This window comes from Microcoleus sp. S36b_A4, from assembly GCF_036700645.1.
Lineage (GTDB): Bacteria > Cyanobacteriota > Cyanobacteriia > Cyanobacteriales > Microcoleaceae > Microcoleus.
In genome coordinates, this window is the sequence record NZ_JAUBPI010000003.1 from 40,877 (window position 1) to 56,265 (window position 15,389).

Here is a 15,389-nt window from a genome sequence, read left to right on the forward strand (position 1 = left end):
GAGACAGAGACAGAGACAGCAGCCCCCAGCCGGCCCGCAACAATTTCCGAGACAGAGACAGAGACAGCAGCCCCCAGCCGGCCCGCAACAATTTCCGAGACAGAGACAGAGACAGCAGCCCCCAGGAATCCAGGGGCAATTATTACAAAGACAGAGACAAAGACAAGAGCCCGCAGGAATTCCGGGGCAACCATTTCAGAGACAGAGACAAAGACAGAGACACTCGCCCTGTTGACACTGCCTCAAATACAGTCGTGCAACCAGACGCAGACACAGACGACATGATTTACGGCCGCCATGCGGTGCAAGCGGCTTTAGAAACAAACCAAGTTCTAAACCGGATCTGGGTTGTCCCCCACCTGCGCTACGATCCCCGCTTTCATAGCTTGCTAACCGAAGCCAAAGCCAACGGCAGCATTATTGACGAAGTTGACGATTTGCGCCTCGACTACATCACGCGCAAAGCGAACCACCAAGGCGTAGCCGCCCAAGTATCAGCTTACGAATACCTGGATTTGAGCGAACTGATCGCAAAGGCTAAGTCGGCTTGCGAAGATCCAGTAATTGTGGTGGCAGAAGGACTCAACGACCCGCACAATCTTGGGGCGATCATTCGCACCGCAGAAGCATTGGGATCTCAGGGCATGGTGATTCCGCAGCGACGGGCTGTTGGGATTACCTCGGCAGTGAGAAAAGTGGCAGCAGGGGCATTGGAAAGCCTGCCAGTGGCGAGGGTTGTCAATCTTAACCGGGCGCTGGAAGAACTCAAAGAGGCTGGATTCTGGATTTATGGCACTGCAGCAGGCGTCGGTCAATCTATAGAGACAGTCAAGTTCTCCGGGCCCACTGTTTTAGTGGTGGGTGGTGAAGCTGACGGTTTGAGCCTTTTGATACAGCGCGGATGTGACGGATTAGTTTCAATTCCTTTAAGAGGCCATACTCCTAGCCTGAATGTCTCGGTAGCAACGGGGATGGCTTTATACGAAATTTACCGTCAGCGTGGGCCCAAAAAGTTTCACGTACACGGATCGTAAAGGTGGTTGAAAAAAAGAGCACAACAGAGTAGCTTATTGTGAATGCCACCCAGAATGGAGTGGCACCACACCCGGAACAAGTAAGGATAGCCGATCGACTGTCGTTACTTGTTCATGCGAAAGTAGAAGGGGCATAGCTCCTACGTTCAAACAAGAATTCGACACCCATCTATTTAGATATATTTAAATAGGTTTGGATCGGTTCTTGGCAGCAGTCAGCCACGTGTAAATAACAAAAGCCTAGGCGTGTTCGCAGCACCCAGAAAACACCGTCAAATACATTAGAAAAGCAGATGAAAGAATTCTTGATTAGCTTGCTCAACTTTTTCGGATTGGCTTGGTGGGTTGAAGTTAAAACTTCAGCGCCGCGGTGCATTTACTATTTTGGCCCGTTCTTAACCGATGGAGAGGCGGAAGCTGCAAAAGCAGGATATGTAGAAGACATAGAAAATGAGGGGGCAGAAGGTGTTAGTGTTTCTATTCACCGCTGCAAACCAATTACTTTGACGGTTGCAGAAGATTTGGGAAAGCTTGGTGATGGAGGGCTGTGGCCGGTTTTGAGCGGTCAGTAGAAACAGGGGAGTTTTAAGTTTTGAGAGGCCTACGCTTCCCTAGCAACGCTGTGCGGTTTTGAGTTGTGAGTTGTAACTTCAAAACATTTGACTGTTGGGTGATAAATTGCTTCTGACACACTCAAAACTCAACACTCGCAATTGCCAACTGCTTCGGGATGACTCTCAATCCAGCGATCGATGTCTGCGATTACCTGATCGGGAATTTCCCAAGGAAACAAGTGGGCTGTATTGGGATAGCACTGCCACTGACAGTCGTGCAGATGGCGGGCGGTTTCTAGACTGGATGCTGAGGTGATGTGCCGATCGCCTTCTCCGGCCAACACTAAGCACGGACAATGAATGTCGCCCAGGTGGAGCAGTCGATCGTATCCTGCCCTGAGAGCGGTATTTAATGCCTTCGTGGCCGTGTTGGAAGTCTTGAGGTAGGCGGGAGTACCTGCCTGTGCTAAGTAGCGGTAAGGGGTGGCGTTATGCTGCTGTATCAAGTAGCGAAAGAGCGATCGCCTCGCAAAAGTATCAATATTCCACTGCCAACCGGGTATCACCCAATTGATAATTCCCGCTAAACCCGTGTAAAGGTTATCTTGCCAAGAGATGGGAGGGTGACTTCCTCGCGGTTTGGCTGCGGATGCGAGTAGAATCAAACCTGTAACTCGCTGGGGATATTTCATGGCTAATTCCATCGCTAAAATCCCTCCCAAAGACCATCCGATCACCAAACACCGATCGACTCCTAATCTGTCTAATAGTGCTTCTAAATCCACCAGATGATCGGTCATTTCAAAGAAAGTTGAGGTGCGACTGTTGCCGTAGCCGCGCAAGTCTGGGGCGATCGTCTGGAAGCGTTTTGATAAGTGTTCTGTGAATACCGACATACAATCGCCGGAACCTGGATGGCCGTGCAAGCAAAGAATCGGAAATCCCTTACCTTCGACGGAAACACTGAGTTGTTGATGCGGCATTTTTTAACTGCTTGGGCGGTGCGTTGTCCCCCGCTATAAATTGTACATTCCAGCGGTTAAAAGCTGGGGTTTCGGACCATGTAATCGGCAATTTTAGAAATAGACTGGCGCATTTGTAGCTCGCCGCTGCGGCTGTCAATCACAGTAATCACATAGGCCTCGTCGTCAATGCTCATCGCTAAAGTTGTGCCGAGTACCCAGGAATTTTGACCAGTTTTTTCCCCCAACCACTGAGCTTTAGTTCCTTCCAAGGCAGCAAATCCCAGAGCGTGATCGTACTGGCGGTTGAGAGTTTCTATTAACAGTTTAGCACCGGGTGTTTCGCCGTTGTAAATTTGCACCATCATTTCGGTGAGTTCGTTAGCAGTCACGCGGTTGCGACCCGAACCGGGGTTGGACGGCATAATTCTTTCCCCCATCAACTTGAAGTTCACGCGGGTGACTTCGTAGCCGCTATTATCTAAATATTGATTGATGTAATCAGAACCTAAATAATCGATCAGTTGATTGGTGGCGATATTGCTGCTGCGATAGATCATTTCTTCTAACAGTAGCTGTAGCGGGTAATTGCGATTGGACGTAATCTTTGCCGATGCGTCTTCGGTGAAATTACTCCGAGTGACGAATACTTCCTGGTTCAGACTAATTTTTTCTTTTTCGACTTTTTGCATCAGGGCGACAGCAATCGGCAGTTTAATTAAGCTGGCTGGACTGACAGGAGGTACATCGCCCCGGAGGTTTACGCATTCTCTAGAAAGGTTGCAAATACCGATCGAAGCTTGAGCCGACAAACCGCTTTCTCGGGCAAGCACACCCAAGAAATCAGATTTTGCTTGCTGCACTTGAAAGGTTGCTGCTGTTAAATTTTCCCGGTATTCTTGAGTTTTTGAGGCAGTGACGGAAGCTAAAAATGAATTTTGAGGAACTTCCTGCAAGTTGTTGAGGGCCTGATGCCAGAAAAATTGAGTTTGCTGCGAAGATTCGATCGACTTATTTGGCTGCCGTTTAGTTTCTACGGCTCTGTTGGCTAAACGGACTGCTTGCTGTAAGTTGTCGTTAGCCCTCTGTTCTACTAATATTTGAGCTTCCACCGCTTGCAACTGCTGTAGCAGTTGTTCTTGAGGATTAGCCGCGAAGGGAACTAAGCCGGAAAGGATGGTTGGTTCTGGGGAGGGAGATGAGGGTTGTTCTAATTCGGTGATCAGCCCATCGCGAATTTTGTAGAGTTCGTCGAGGGAACGCGGGTTAGATGATTGAGAGAATGAACTTGCGATGGTTAACATCTGAACCAGTCCAATGCCGGCTACTACTGCCGCCATCTTGTTGGCGATCGACAAAAAACACCTAATATCTCGCATATTTAACATCCTCAACACCACCACATTCAATATAAGCAGCTATTGTTACATCAGTCAAACGATTTTAGATTTTAGATTTTAGATTTTAGATTTTAGATTTTAGGTTTTAGATTTTAGATTTTAGATTTTAGATTTTAGATTTTAGATTTTAGATTTTAGATTTTAGATTTTAGATTTTAGATTTTAGATTGCAGAACAAATCTACAATCTACAATGTGAAATCCGAAAGTTAGATTGCAGCAAAATAACCAAAATAAAGGGAGCGATCGCACCAAAGCAATCAACCCCCTTTAAATATTGCGAACTATCTACTTTCTGCGCCGCCGTCGCCAGTCAGCACCCAACCGCTTGAGGTAATCCCAGCCGCGTTGGGGCCAGACATGATCGCTACCAATCTTTTCGGCAATCCAGCGAGCGACTTTGGGGCCTGTCCAGTCTCCGCCGTCGGGGGCAGGGCCTTGCAGCGCTTGTCGCAGTTCTTCTTGCTGTTCTGGATTCAGCAAGGATTTTGCAGGAGGGGGCTGGCGGTCTCCGCTGCGGTTCCTGACAGAGGTAGGCCCTTCTCGGTTATAGCGCTGGACAATTTCTTTGGCGTAGTCGTAGTTGAGGCCTACGACTTGGGCTGCTTGTTTGATAGTCCAATTTCGGGAAACTAACAGCAGCAAGTGCCAGCGGCGCGACTCTGTGGTGTTTTGTGCCTGCCGGTAGCGAATTTTGAGTTCCTCTGCCGTCAGGTGGGATTCTAAGTGAGCTTTAGGTGGCATTCCTCCAACGGGGCATCGGGAACTTCTTACCATATATCTTGGGTTTTGGGGATAATTCCGGATGAAATTATTTTCCTGGGGATCGATCGGGCAAATAAGTAGCTTTTTTTACCGCAGATGCACGCAGCTAGTCGCAATTGAGGAAGGACTGCTGTTTTTTTGCAGGTGCGCGCAACAGGAGACCACGGCGTGGCGGTGAGCGTTCCCAGCTTTTTTGTGAACCCCAGATTTATGACAGGCTTGTTGACCGAAAGCATCCAGGATACAAGCCGCCGGATTCATTCCGAAAGCAGACTCAGGATCCAGAAATAAAAAACCTGTATCCGATGAAACTTGCCCCCCGAATTTATCCGTGGGGTCAATGCTTCAATTCTAAAATCTAAAATCTAAAATCTAAAATCGATTGACCTCTGGCACAGGGGGCGTGGATCGGAAAAGGTCGATCGCTATTTTCTTCGATCGGGCAGCGGCCCTTAATTCACTCGGCTGAATGATAACTTTTAGTCATTTTTGACTAAAAAAGTATTCTTCATAATCTGACCCTAATTATTAGGCTATATACCGCCATAATCTAATCTTTTATTATCATATTTTTTATATTAAGTTTATTTATTTATATGTTTACAGGAGATTAATCTTCTATAAAATCAGCTTAAATGCTGCTAATTATGCCCTTTAAAATAACTTAAGCCTAATAAACAAATATGTATTGTGAACTATAATATTCTGAAAATTCCCCGGAATAAAGCATTCATAACCGGGAATTGGTTTATTTTCTATGCCTTCTTTTTCTTCCCTAAATACTTGGTTGCGTCGAAGAAAAGCTAGGTTCTATCTAATATTTGAGAATTTAGATTGCAGAATTGGGAATGACTAATTTCCTAATGATTGTGATCTTGCATACACATTCTTGGAGGCATAACCTAATTATGTAGGGGTCTCATTGCACACATTACCCCTTCTTCAAATAATTCGCGAGTCCAACCACTTGTTGCATAAGTTTTGATACAGTTGCATTCTTGGTTTGTTAAAAGATGAGGTAAAAAACTCGATCGCTATTTTGTGTTCGGTGGGATTTGGGGAATTTAATCTATTGTAGATAAAATGACCTATCGCCCGTTAGCGGAGTCCTCTTTGAGGCTCGAACTTTCGCCACAAAAATAGCCGACTTTGCCTTCGGGCTGTAAGCAGGTACAATTGCCAGTTATATTAACTGTATTGTCTCAAAGTAGAAAGAATAAAGGTACGAGCATGGCATCCATCCGCGAGTTGCACCGACAACTGGTCAATAAAGAACGCTCTGCTGTGGAAATTACTCAAGAAGCATTAGACCGAATTACCCAGCTAGAGCCGAAGTTGAAAAGCTTTCTGTGCGTGACGGCAGACAGCGCACTGGCGCAGGCCCATAAAGTGGATGCCCAAATCGCAGCCGGAGAGCAAATTGGCCTGTTGGCCGGCATCCCGATCGCCGTTAAAGATAATATGTGCACCGAGGGCGTTCCCACAACCTGCGCCTCTCGGATTTTGGAGAATTTTGTGCCTCCCTACGATGCAACCGTCGTCTCCAAACTCCAAGCAGCCGGTGCGGTGATTGTGGGTAAGGCGAATATGGACGAGTTTGCAATGGGGAGCTCGACAGAAACTTCTGCTTATCAAGTTACCGCGAATCCTTGGGACTTGGAGCGCGTGCCCGGAGGGTCTTCTGGCGGTTCTGCCGCAGCGGTAGCCGCTGGAGAATGCGTCGTGAGTTTGGGTTCGGATACTGGGGGCTCAATCCGCCAACCTGCTGCTTTTTGCGGGTTGGTGGGGCTGAAACCAACTTATGGGTTGGTTTCTCGCTACGGTTTGGTGGCCTATGCTTCTTCTCTCGATCAAATCGGGCCCTTTGGCCGGACTGTTGAGGATACGGCGATTTTGTTGGGGGCGATCGCGGGTTATGATCCGAGAGATTCCACGAGTCTTAATGTCCCAATTCCTGACTACGCTCAAGCTTTAAGACCCAGTTTGCGACCCAAGGGTCAAATTAGAATTGGTGTAATTAAAGAAACTTTTGGTGTAGGGCTGGACTCGGGGGTTAAAGACGCTGTTACTAAGGCGATCGAGCAATTTCAACAATTGGGCGCAGAAATTCAAGTCATTTCTTGCCCCCGGTTCCGCTACGGTTTACCCACTTACTACATCATTGCTCCCTCGGAAGCTTCGGCAAATTTGGCGCGATATGATGGAGTGAAGTACGGTTTCCGATCTCCAGACTCCGATAATCTTTTGGATATGTATGCCAAAACCCGCTCTCAGGGGTTCGGTGCGGAAGTTAAACGCCGGATTGCGATCGGCACTTACGTATTGTCGGCTGGATATTACGATGCCTATTATCTAAAAGCTCAAAAAGTTCGGACTTTGATTAAAGAAGACTTTGAAAAAGCTTTTTCTCAAGTTGATGTTTTAGTCTGTCCCACTGCTCCTACTACCGCATTTAAGGCAGGCGAAAAATTCAATGATCCCCTGAGTATGTATTTGTCAGATTTGATGACTATTCCCGTGAATCTTGCTGGTTTGCCAGCTTTGAGTTTGCCCTGCGGATTTGATGATAAAGGACTGCCCGTGGGTATACAACTGATTAGTAATGTTTTGCAAGAATCTCGGTTGTTTCAAGTGGCTCACGCTTACGAACAGTCTACGAATTGGCACTTACACCACCCGGAATTGCATTAATTTTTGAAAATCGGCGGAATACGGTGGCGGAAGTTAGTAATCGATCTTGGCTAATTGTCTAAATTAATAATTGGCCATTAGCTTTTGAGCGATCTCTAATTTCCCGCGTGCTCTATCTATGAACAATTTGCTAGTATTCCTTTTGTCTAAATCGCTAATAGCTTTTGGGATAGTTTTGGCCGTTGCTTATTCTGCTGCTTGTGTATTCCTATTTGTAGCGCAAGGTAAGTTTATCTTTTTTCCTGCGCGGGCGATCGAAACTACGCCAGATGATTTTCAGTTGAAATATCAAGATGTCTGGCTGCCAATTTCAACTAAAACAGGCGCGGTTGACAGCGTGCACGGGTGGTGGATTCCTGCCTCGGAAAATCCCCCCAGCCCCCCCTTAGCAAGAGGGAGAGCAAGAAAGGGAGAGGCTGTTCCCTCTGTTAACACCGGAGGCTCGGATAGCCCCCCCAGCCCCCCCTTGCCAAGGGGGGGAGCTAGAGGAGTCGGAACGTCCCCGCAAAGTGATAGACCGACAGTCGCTCCGCTTCCCCCCCTTAACAAGGGGGGGTTAGGGGGGGTAGTTTTGTACCTGCACGGCAATGCTTCAAATGTGGGATCAAATGTCGAACACGCTCATCGATTTCATCGATTAGGTTTGTCGGTATTTGTGATGGATTATCGTGGTTATGGAAAAAGCCAGGGCGATTTTCCGAGTGAATCTCAGGTTTATGAGGATGCTCAACTTGCTTGGGATTATTTGGTGAAACAGCGGGGGATTAACCCGAATCAAATTTATATCTACGGTCATTCTTTGGGAGGCGCGATCGCGATCGATCTAGCCGTGCGTCACCCGGAGGCGGCGGGGTTAATCGTAGAAGGATCTTTTACTTCGACGCGGGCGATGGTGAATTTCCAAAAAGGCTTGTTTTGGATGTTTCCGATCGATTTTTTGCTGACACAGCGGTTTGATTCTCTTTCAAAAGTCGATCGCCTGCAAATGCCCGTGCTGTTTATTCACGGAACTGCTGACAATGTAGTTCCAGTGGAAATGACCAAAAAACTGTTTGATGCAGCACCTGAACCCAAACAGCTTTACATAGTTCCTGATGGAGGTCACACTAATGTGGCACAGATCGGGGGCGCAGAATATCTGCAAATACTGAGCCAATTTTTAGGTTCTTCAAAGTAGATAAAAGCTATTGGCGGTAACAGGTTAAGTTTGATATCTGTACCGCCTGCTCGCACTTCTAACAGTAGATATCTAAAGCGGAGTAGTTATCCCGATGATACCGCTTAGTATAACCTTAATACATTCAGCCACCAGTCATTCACGGCATAGCAATAATTGCAATAATTGTTCGTACTTATAGCTTGTTCTTTCTTAACTTCGCAGCCGCGCCGAGATGTTTTTCGATCCGGCATCCGGGCGCCGCAGAGATTGGCACCTGTGAGATTAGTTTTGTTCAATCTCGCATCCCTCAAGTCTGCCGATCTAAGGTCGGCACCGCTGAGATTTGCACCGCTTAAATCGGCTTCTTGGAGGTCGGCACCGGTGAGATTTGCACCGCTTAAATCAGCATTTCTCAGGTCGGTTCTATTTAGTTTAGCAGCGCTCAAATTACTGCATTTTAAGTTAGCCAACTGGAGGGATGCGCCTCGCAGGAAACTCTCGCTGAGGTTGGCATTTTCTAAGTTGGCTCCCCTGATGTCTGCCCTGCTCATATCGGCTTTGCTGAGGTCGGCGTCAGCCAAAAAGGCGTTTCTCATGTTGGCGTGGTTTAAATTAGCTTCCATTAAATCAGCCGCAGTCAAATCGGCATCAACTAAGTCGGCCCTGTTGAGAGTGGCGCGGCTCAAGGAAGCGCCAAACAAATCTGCACGGCTCAAGGAAGCGCCAAATAAGTCGCATCCGGGACATCCTCTGGTTTCTAGCAGCCGCTTGACTAGAGACAGATTTTGAGCTTGCAAGGGAAGTGCGGCGCAAAATGGGAGTAGCATTATCGCTGCAGTCAGAATTTTCAGTTGGATTTTGGTCATAGTTTGGGTAAGTCCTGTAACTGCCTTTCATCACCGATTTGTCTGCTGGACTTACGCGCGCGGGGTGAAAAACCCGGTTTCCTCGTTAATTTCTCGCTGTCAAACGCAATATTCTTAGCAGAAACCGGGTTGTTTGCCCAAGTCCTAGTCTAGTGGATGGACGCGCCTCGACGGTGTAAGGTTCGATCGCGCTCACGAGTCCGGATATTACTTACGCCTTTGGGATGAGAGCGCGCCTCAAGGCTCCCTTGCAGCGAACAGCGAACTGCCGGAGTCCCTGAATACCAGGGATTTTGGAGCTTGCGACGGCTGCGGCAAGTGGTTGACTCCGACAGCGCATAAGTATTTGTAATCGATGCAGTGGGATTTTGCTGCGGAGGGTGATCGTTCTCCGTACAGGCGATCGGTAAATAAGCCAATTGGCTTAGACTCTTAAGACATATTGCTGATGCGCTGCCTTCTATAAAAAAGATAGCATTTTTATGTGATCCCCGAAATAATACCGAGCCAGCAAGTATAAAAAAGATACCGGGTGTCTCGGCGGGCGGGAAAATAGGGTACAGCTAATACTTTCATACGAGGAAAATAGATGTCTAACAGCATAGATCAACTTGCAGAAGGCGGCAGGGGGATCAAACTCATGTGGCAGATTGCAGACGAGATCAGTTACACCCGGACTCTCGACAATCGAAACTGTTTGTGGCTGACCAAAACTTACGAAGTAGAAGGTCGCAAGCGATCCCAAAATTTTATAAAAAAAGCTAGCGTTTTAGATGGATTAATGAATTTATTAAACACCTGGGATTGGCAGAGTAAACAGCAGCAGGAAGAAGAGTTCCATGAAACTTGTATTCAACATATTAGCCTGCAAGTCAACACAGATGTGAATGCTTTAACTCAAGTTTTGTTGTGGTTTGAGCAGTTGAAAGATTTATCGCTCCCCAATGAGGTTTGGTGGAAGTTTCAGTTGGCGCTGGCTGAAGGTTTCACTAATGCAGTTCGCCACGCTCACAAAAATCTGCCAGTAGAAACTCCTATTCAACTGGAAATTATGGTGTTTAACGGACGGTTGGAACTCAAAGTTTGGGATTGTGGCCCTTGTTTTGATTTTGATGCTAAGCTGAAGGAAATTCTGGTAGCAAATAGAAATAACTGCTTGGATTTAGAGGTTTTGAACGATGCTTGCTTGATGCCTAGCAGACAAAAAACTTTGGAACCGTCTCTATTTCTAATTGCTGGGTAGCTTTGGGGTGATGGACAATTAACAGACTGGCACGGTGAAAAATGTGTTATGCTAAAAACGGTGTTAGGGGAAAAGTTACGGGTTTTGTCTCCGCGTGGGTGAGGGGTTTTAAATACTGCCAACCTGCTGCAGCTTGGGTTAAGAGCTATGGTCTTGGGTAATTCTAAAGCAGTTCGATTGAAACGGGTGCATCTGTCTAATTAAATATTAAAAACTAAACATTAAAAGTTAAAAATTATTCACAATAATTTTTGAGCTTTTAATTTATCATAGTATCTGGTTGCTCACCAATTACTAATGATTTCCAAAGAAACTTTATTTGTTCTGTCTCTATTTCCCTACTTGGGATTTCTCTGGTTTTTGACTCGATCGGGAAAAACACCCCGTTTAGCTCTGATGGGATTTTACGGCACTCTCGTTTTTGTAGCGGTGACGATTCCCGCCGCAATTTACGCAAAAGTTGCCTACAACGAGTCACTAGCAAATGTCGATTGGCTGCACGGTTCTGCGGAACTATTCTTGACACTTGCCAATATTTTATTAGTTTTAGGCTTTAGAGAAGCGGTGATTAAAGCCAAAGCATCCTCGCCCGAATAAACTTGAGAGGGTAGTTGGGATTAATGCGAAACTTTCATTTGGCTAGCGTCTGTTTAGTTGGGCGAGATAAGTGACATACTTGTGAAGGCGATCGGTTTCAGTGTCAAGTAAACGACTAGCCCAAGAATGTACATTAAGTTGCGATCGCATTTCTCGAAATGCCACAGTATCTCCGCGATTGTCTAGAGGAAAAACCCAAGCATCAAATCCAGCCGACTTGAGACGGCTAACAGTTCCCTCGCCATCTTGCACCCACAATTGTGGGTTAATGCGAAGGGGTTGACATGAATATTCACCGACAACAATTCCCCCCAAAGAAACGCTAGCATCTTCTCCCCGATTGGAAAGTTCTTGCAAAATAGCTTTGAGGGAATTGAGTTTTTTCCCGTCTTGTACTTGTTGCGGTGTAAGCTTGAAAATCACCATTTCTAAAACTTCGACAGGTTTTGTCGATCGTACAATGTTGACTGGTTCCGCCGGCCAATGGTTATTTATTTCCGGTTCCCCCCTCTCGATTTCCTCTGTAATTTGTACTGTTTCAACCGGCTTGGCAGTGTCTACAATTATCTGAATTTCCTCCCCATCTTTCTCAAGTTTTCCACTAATCAGTAAGATCGCATTCTCTACGATGTAAGGTTTCACTTGTTCGTAAGCCTTGGGGAACACAACCGCTTTTATTTGATGTGTCAAATCTTCTAATTGCAAAATTGCCATCGCATCACCTTTTTTAGTCACTACCAGCTTGATAGCGCTGATCATGACAATAACTGATACTTTCCCCTTTTTATCTGCTAACTGTTCGAGAGTCACCACATCGGGGTCTGGGTTTACTTGCATGAGAAACTTTAGAGGATGTTCTGACACATAAAAACCAAGTAATTCTTTTTCTAAACGCAATTTTTCCTGTTTGTCATAATCTTGTACCAATTTAGATTTTGGCGCCGACTCATAGGTATTGACCGACTTACCAAAGCTATTCGCACCTAACAAATCAAAGAGATTGCCTTGGCCACTTTCCCGATCTCTTTTGCGGTCTTGCGCCCATTTCACCACCCCTTCGATGTCGTTTACTAATTGATGACGGTTGGGCTCAATTTTATCAAAAGCTCCGCATTGAATTAAAGCTTCTAGAGCGCGGCGGTTGACAGAATGGAGATTTACGCGATCGCACAAATCAGCCAACGATTTAAACTTACCCCCTTCCTGTCGCGCAGCCAAAATATTTTCAATTGCCGATTCTCCCACATTTTTAACAGCCGAAATCCCAAACAAAATTTTATCTTTTGCAGAGCCAGTCATCTGTTTCGGCATCGGTGTAAAAGTAAGTTCCGAGCTATTAACATCGGGCGGCTCAACCTCAATACCCAGCTTCAGACAATTGGCAATATATTTCTGTACTTTATCCTGATCGCCCCTGTTAGCCGTCAGCAGTGCAGCCATATATTCTAGAGGATAATTCGCCTTTAAATAGGCAGTTTGATAAGTGATATACGCATAGGCCATTGAATGGGATTTATTAAAACAATATTCCGCGAATTGTAGCATTTGCGCGAACAACTTTTCAGCAATTCTTTGACTGACTCCATTCTTAGTGGCGCCGTCGATAAATGTTTCCTTTTGCTTCTGCATTTCATCAGCTTTCTTCTTGCCCATTGCGCGCCGCAGCAAGTCAGCTTGACCCAAAGAATAGCCCGCCAAATCTTGAGCCATCCGCATAATTTGCTCTTGAAAGCAAAGCGTTCCGTAAGTCTCTTTTAAAATCGGCTCTAATAGCGGATGATCGTACTCAACTGTTTTACCATGCTTGCAGTCAATAAACTGAGGAATCAAACCTGCGTCCAGCGGCCCAGGTCGGTAAAGTGCCAAAATAGAAGAAATATCATCCAGACAGGAAGGTTTGAGTTTTTTCACTACATCCAGCATTCCAGATGATTCTAGCTGAAAAATACCTTCTAAATCTCCTCTTTCTAAAAGTCTATAGGTTTTATCTACATCATCGGGTAACTTTTTGATTCTGCCAAAAGTCTCTTGAGCTCTGCGCTCTATATCAGAAGGTAGCATTTCTGGATCGACAATTAGATTTTGGGTTTGCTTAATATAATCAACAGTTTTCTGGAGCGTTGTTAAGTTTTTCAATCCCAAAAAGTCCATTTTCAGCAGCCCCAAAAATTCCAAATCTTCCATGAAATATTGGGTAATCACAGCACCCTCATTATTCTTTTGCAGCGGTACAATTTCATCCAACGGCTCTGAGGAAATTACCACACCTGCCGCGTGAACACCATAGGTTTTGTTAGTTCCTTCAATGCGAATTGCCATGTCAATCCACTGACGAACGGGGACTTCAGTACCAGTTTCTGCATTTATGCAAATTGTATTTTCATAGTTGTCTTTAAATTCCTGTGCAGGTGTGTCATTGGAAATCATCACTTTAAGTTTTTCCGGTTTTCCCCTGGACACGGGAATTAGTTTAGCCATTTCGTCGGCTTTTTTGTAGGGAATACCTAACACTCTCCCAACATCTTTCAAGACAGCTTTTGATGTCATTCTGTTGAAAGTAATAATTTGCGCTACGCGCTCGCTACCATATTTTTCCGTAACGTATTTAATCATGTCGTCCCGTCTTTCTATGCAGAAATCGCTATCAATATCTGGCATAGATTTCCGTTCGGGATTGAGAAATCGCTCGAATAGTAGTCCGTGGTGTACGGGGTCGATATTGGTGATTTTGAGGACGTATGCAACTAGAGAACCTGCGGCAGAACCGCGTCCTGGCCCTACTGGGATATCGTTATCTCTAGCATATTTTATGTAGTCCCAAACTACTAAGAAATATTCCGAAAATCCCATCTGCTGAAGCATTTTCAGTTCGTATTCTAGTCTTTGTTTGTAGACTGGGGGGATTTCATTTCTGGTGCGGGCTTTGAGGCGTTCTAACAGTCCCAGCCAGGATATTTCTTCTACATAAGTATCGGCTGTATGTTCTGGAGGAATTGGAATTGTGGGAATTCGAGCTTCTCCTGTAAGCTCGTATCTCGATACTTTATTTGCGACCTCTAGGGTATTTTCGATCGCCTCTTTGATTGTTTCATCATCCAAATGATCTCGAAACAGTTGCGCCATCTCCTCGGCGGACTTAAGATATTCAGTACCGCTGTAGCGCATCCGCTTGTCTTCTTCAATCAGTTTGTTGGTGTTAATGCACAGCAAAGCATCGTGTGCTTCTACGTCGTTGCAGGAAATATAGTGAGAATCATTGGTGGCAATTATTTTAATCTTGAGTTCGCGGGCAATTTTAACGATTTCAACATTAACAATCCGGTCTTCCGGGGAACCGTGGTCTTGAATTTCTATATAGTAATCTTCCCCAAATACTTCTTTATACCAACTGGCTACTTCACGGGCAGCATCTAACTTGTTTTGCAGAATCATTTGGGGAACTTCGCCACCCAAACAAGCACTGGTAACAATTAAACCTTCGGAGTATTGTTTTAGCAGTTCCTTGTTAATGCAGGGGCGGGCAAAGATACCTCTTTCAGGCATTCCCTTTAAGTGGGAAATTGTGGTTAGTTTGACGAGGTTTTTATAACCTTGGGTATTTTTAGCTAAAACAACTTGATGGTATTTTCTTCTACCTCGAACTTTTACTTCAATGTCGCCGTTGACGACATACATTTCATTGCCAATAATCGGCTTAATATTTTTATTTCGGCAAACTTTGATGAGTTCGATCGCGCCGTACATCACGCCGTGGTCTGTAAGGGCGATCGCGGGCATCCCCAATTCCACCGCCCGTTCTGCGAGCTGTTGTAGCTGAGAAGCCCCATCTAGTAAGCTATAATCGCTGTGAATGTGCAAACCAACGAAGGACATAGGGATTTTAGATTTTAGATTTTAGATTTTAGATTCTACACTATCCGCGTGTCAAAGTGTAAAATAAAAAACAAACTTTTATGTTACTTTTGAGATAATTTTGGTAGGGGATACGAGACCGCAGCGCATCAGTTCGCCTCCGCCGTATTTGTTAACAATTATCAATTGTTGAGTTAGGAGTTCAAAGTTATGCGTTAAAATCTTGATCGCTAGAGTTAAGCATTTGCTGTGATTTTTTAAGTGCAA

12 protein-coding genes are annotated in these 15,389 nt (G+C 45.5%); 6 read left to right on the forward strand and 6 right to left on the reverse strand.

Annotated features, from left to right (window positions below; all coding sequences use genetic code 11):
* Positions 1–1,034, forward strand: a 1,034-nt coding sequence (gene rlmB, locus QUA03_RS01855; protein WP_333209197.1) for a 23S rRNA (guanosine(2251)-2'-O)-methyltransferase RlmB, incomplete at its 5' end; no start/stop codon positions are given.
* 293 nt (positions 1,035–1,327) lie between these two features.
* Positions 1,328–1,606 (forward strand): DUF1816 domain-containing protein, encoded by a 279-nt coding sequence (locus QUA03_RS01860; protein ID WP_333037226.1) that lies wholly within the window; start codon positions 1,328–1,330, stop codon positions 1,604–1,606.
* Positions 1,607–1,734: 128 nt separating this feature from the next.
* Here the strand turns inward: QUA03_RS01860 and QUA03_RS01865 are convergent, their stop codons facing one another.
* From QUA03_RS01865 to QUA03_RS01875, 3 genes are all read right to left on the reverse strand, one after another.
* Positions 1,735–2,571 (reverse strand): alpha/beta hydrolase, encoded by an 837-nt coding sequence (locus QUA03_RS01865; protein ID WP_333209199.1) that lies wholly within the window; start codon positions 2,569–2,571, stop codon positions 1,735–1,737.
* Between the two features lie 56 nt (positions 2,572–2,627).
* Entirely contained in the window at positions 2,628–3,929 is a 1,302-nt protein-coding gene (locus QUA03_RS01870) for a serine hydrolase (RefSeq protein ID WP_333209201.1), read from the reverse strand.
* A 308-nt stretch (positions 3,930–4,237) separates the two neighbouring features.
* Entirely contained in the window at positions 4,238–4,693 is a 456-nt protein-coding gene (locus QUA03_RS01875; RefSeq protein ID WP_333209312.1) for a helix-turn-helix domain-containing protein, read from the reverse strand.
* 1,251 nt (positions 4,694–5,944) lie between these two features.
* Between QUA03_RS01875 and gatA the strand changes: the two genes are divergently transcribed.
* Both gatA and QUA03_RS01885 read left to right on the forward strand, forming a co-directional pair.
* Positions 5,945–7,405 carry an Asp-tRNA(Asn)/Glu-tRNA(Gln) amidotransferase subunit GatA gene (gene gatA / locus QUA03_RS01880; RefSeq protein ID WP_333082744.1) on the forward strand — a complete coding sequence of 487 codons (1,461 nt, stop codon included), beginning with the start codon at positions 5,945–5,947 and terminating at the stop codon, positions 7,403–7,405.
* A gap of 118 nt (positions 7,406–7,523) precedes the next feature.
* Positions 7,524–8,582 (forward strand): alpha/beta fold hydrolase, encoded by a 1,059-nt coding sequence (locus tag QUA03_RS01885; RefSeq protein ID WP_333209203.1) that lies wholly within the window; start codon positions 7,524–7,526, stop codon positions 8,580–8,582.
* A 104-nt stretch (positions 8,583–8,686) separates the two neighbouring features.
* Here the strand turns inward: QUA03_RS01885 and QUA03_RS01890 are convergent, their stop codons facing one another.
* Both QUA03_RS01890 and QUA03_RS01895 read right to left on the reverse strand, forming a co-directional pair.
* Positions 8,687–9,430, reverse strand: coding sequence for a pentapeptide repeat-containing protein (locus QUA03_RS01890; RefSeq protein ID WP_333209205.1), 744 nt, complete (start codon positions 9,428–9,430; stop codon positions 8,687–8,689).
* Positions 9,431–9,579: 149 nt separating this feature from the next.
* A complete protein-coding gene (locus tag QUA03_RS01895) occupies positions 9,580–9,849 on the reverse strand; it encodes a hypothetical protein (protein WP_333209207.1) in 270 nt (89 codons plus the stop codon).
* Positions 9,850–10,019: 170 nt separating this feature from the next.
* Between QUA03_RS01895 and QUA03_RS01900 the strand changes: the two genes are divergently transcribed.
* Positions 10,020–10,673 carry an ATP-binding protein gene (locus QUA03_RS01900; protein ID WP_333209208.1) on the forward strand — a complete coding sequence of 218 codons (654 nt, stop codon included), beginning with the start codon at positions 10,020–10,022 and terminating at the stop codon, positions 10,671–10,673.
* Between the two features lie 297 nt (positions 10,674–10,970).
* Positions 10,971–11,270 (forward strand): DUF3593 domain-containing protein, encoded by a 300-nt coding sequence (locus QUA03_RS01905; RefSeq protein WP_333209210.1) that lies wholly within the window; start codon positions 10,971–10,973, stop codon positions 11,268–11,270.
* 42 nt (positions 11,271–11,312) lie between these two features.
* On the opposite strand, the gene QUA03_RS01910 is transcribed toward QUA03_RS01905, so the two are convergent.
* Positions 11,313–15,143, reverse strand: a complete 3,831-nt coding sequence (locus QUA03_RS01910; RefSeq protein WP_333209212.1) for a DNA polymerase III subunit alpha — start codon at positions 15,141–15,143, stop codon at positions 11,313–11,315.
* Positions 15,144–15,389 lie beyond the last annotated feature (246 nt).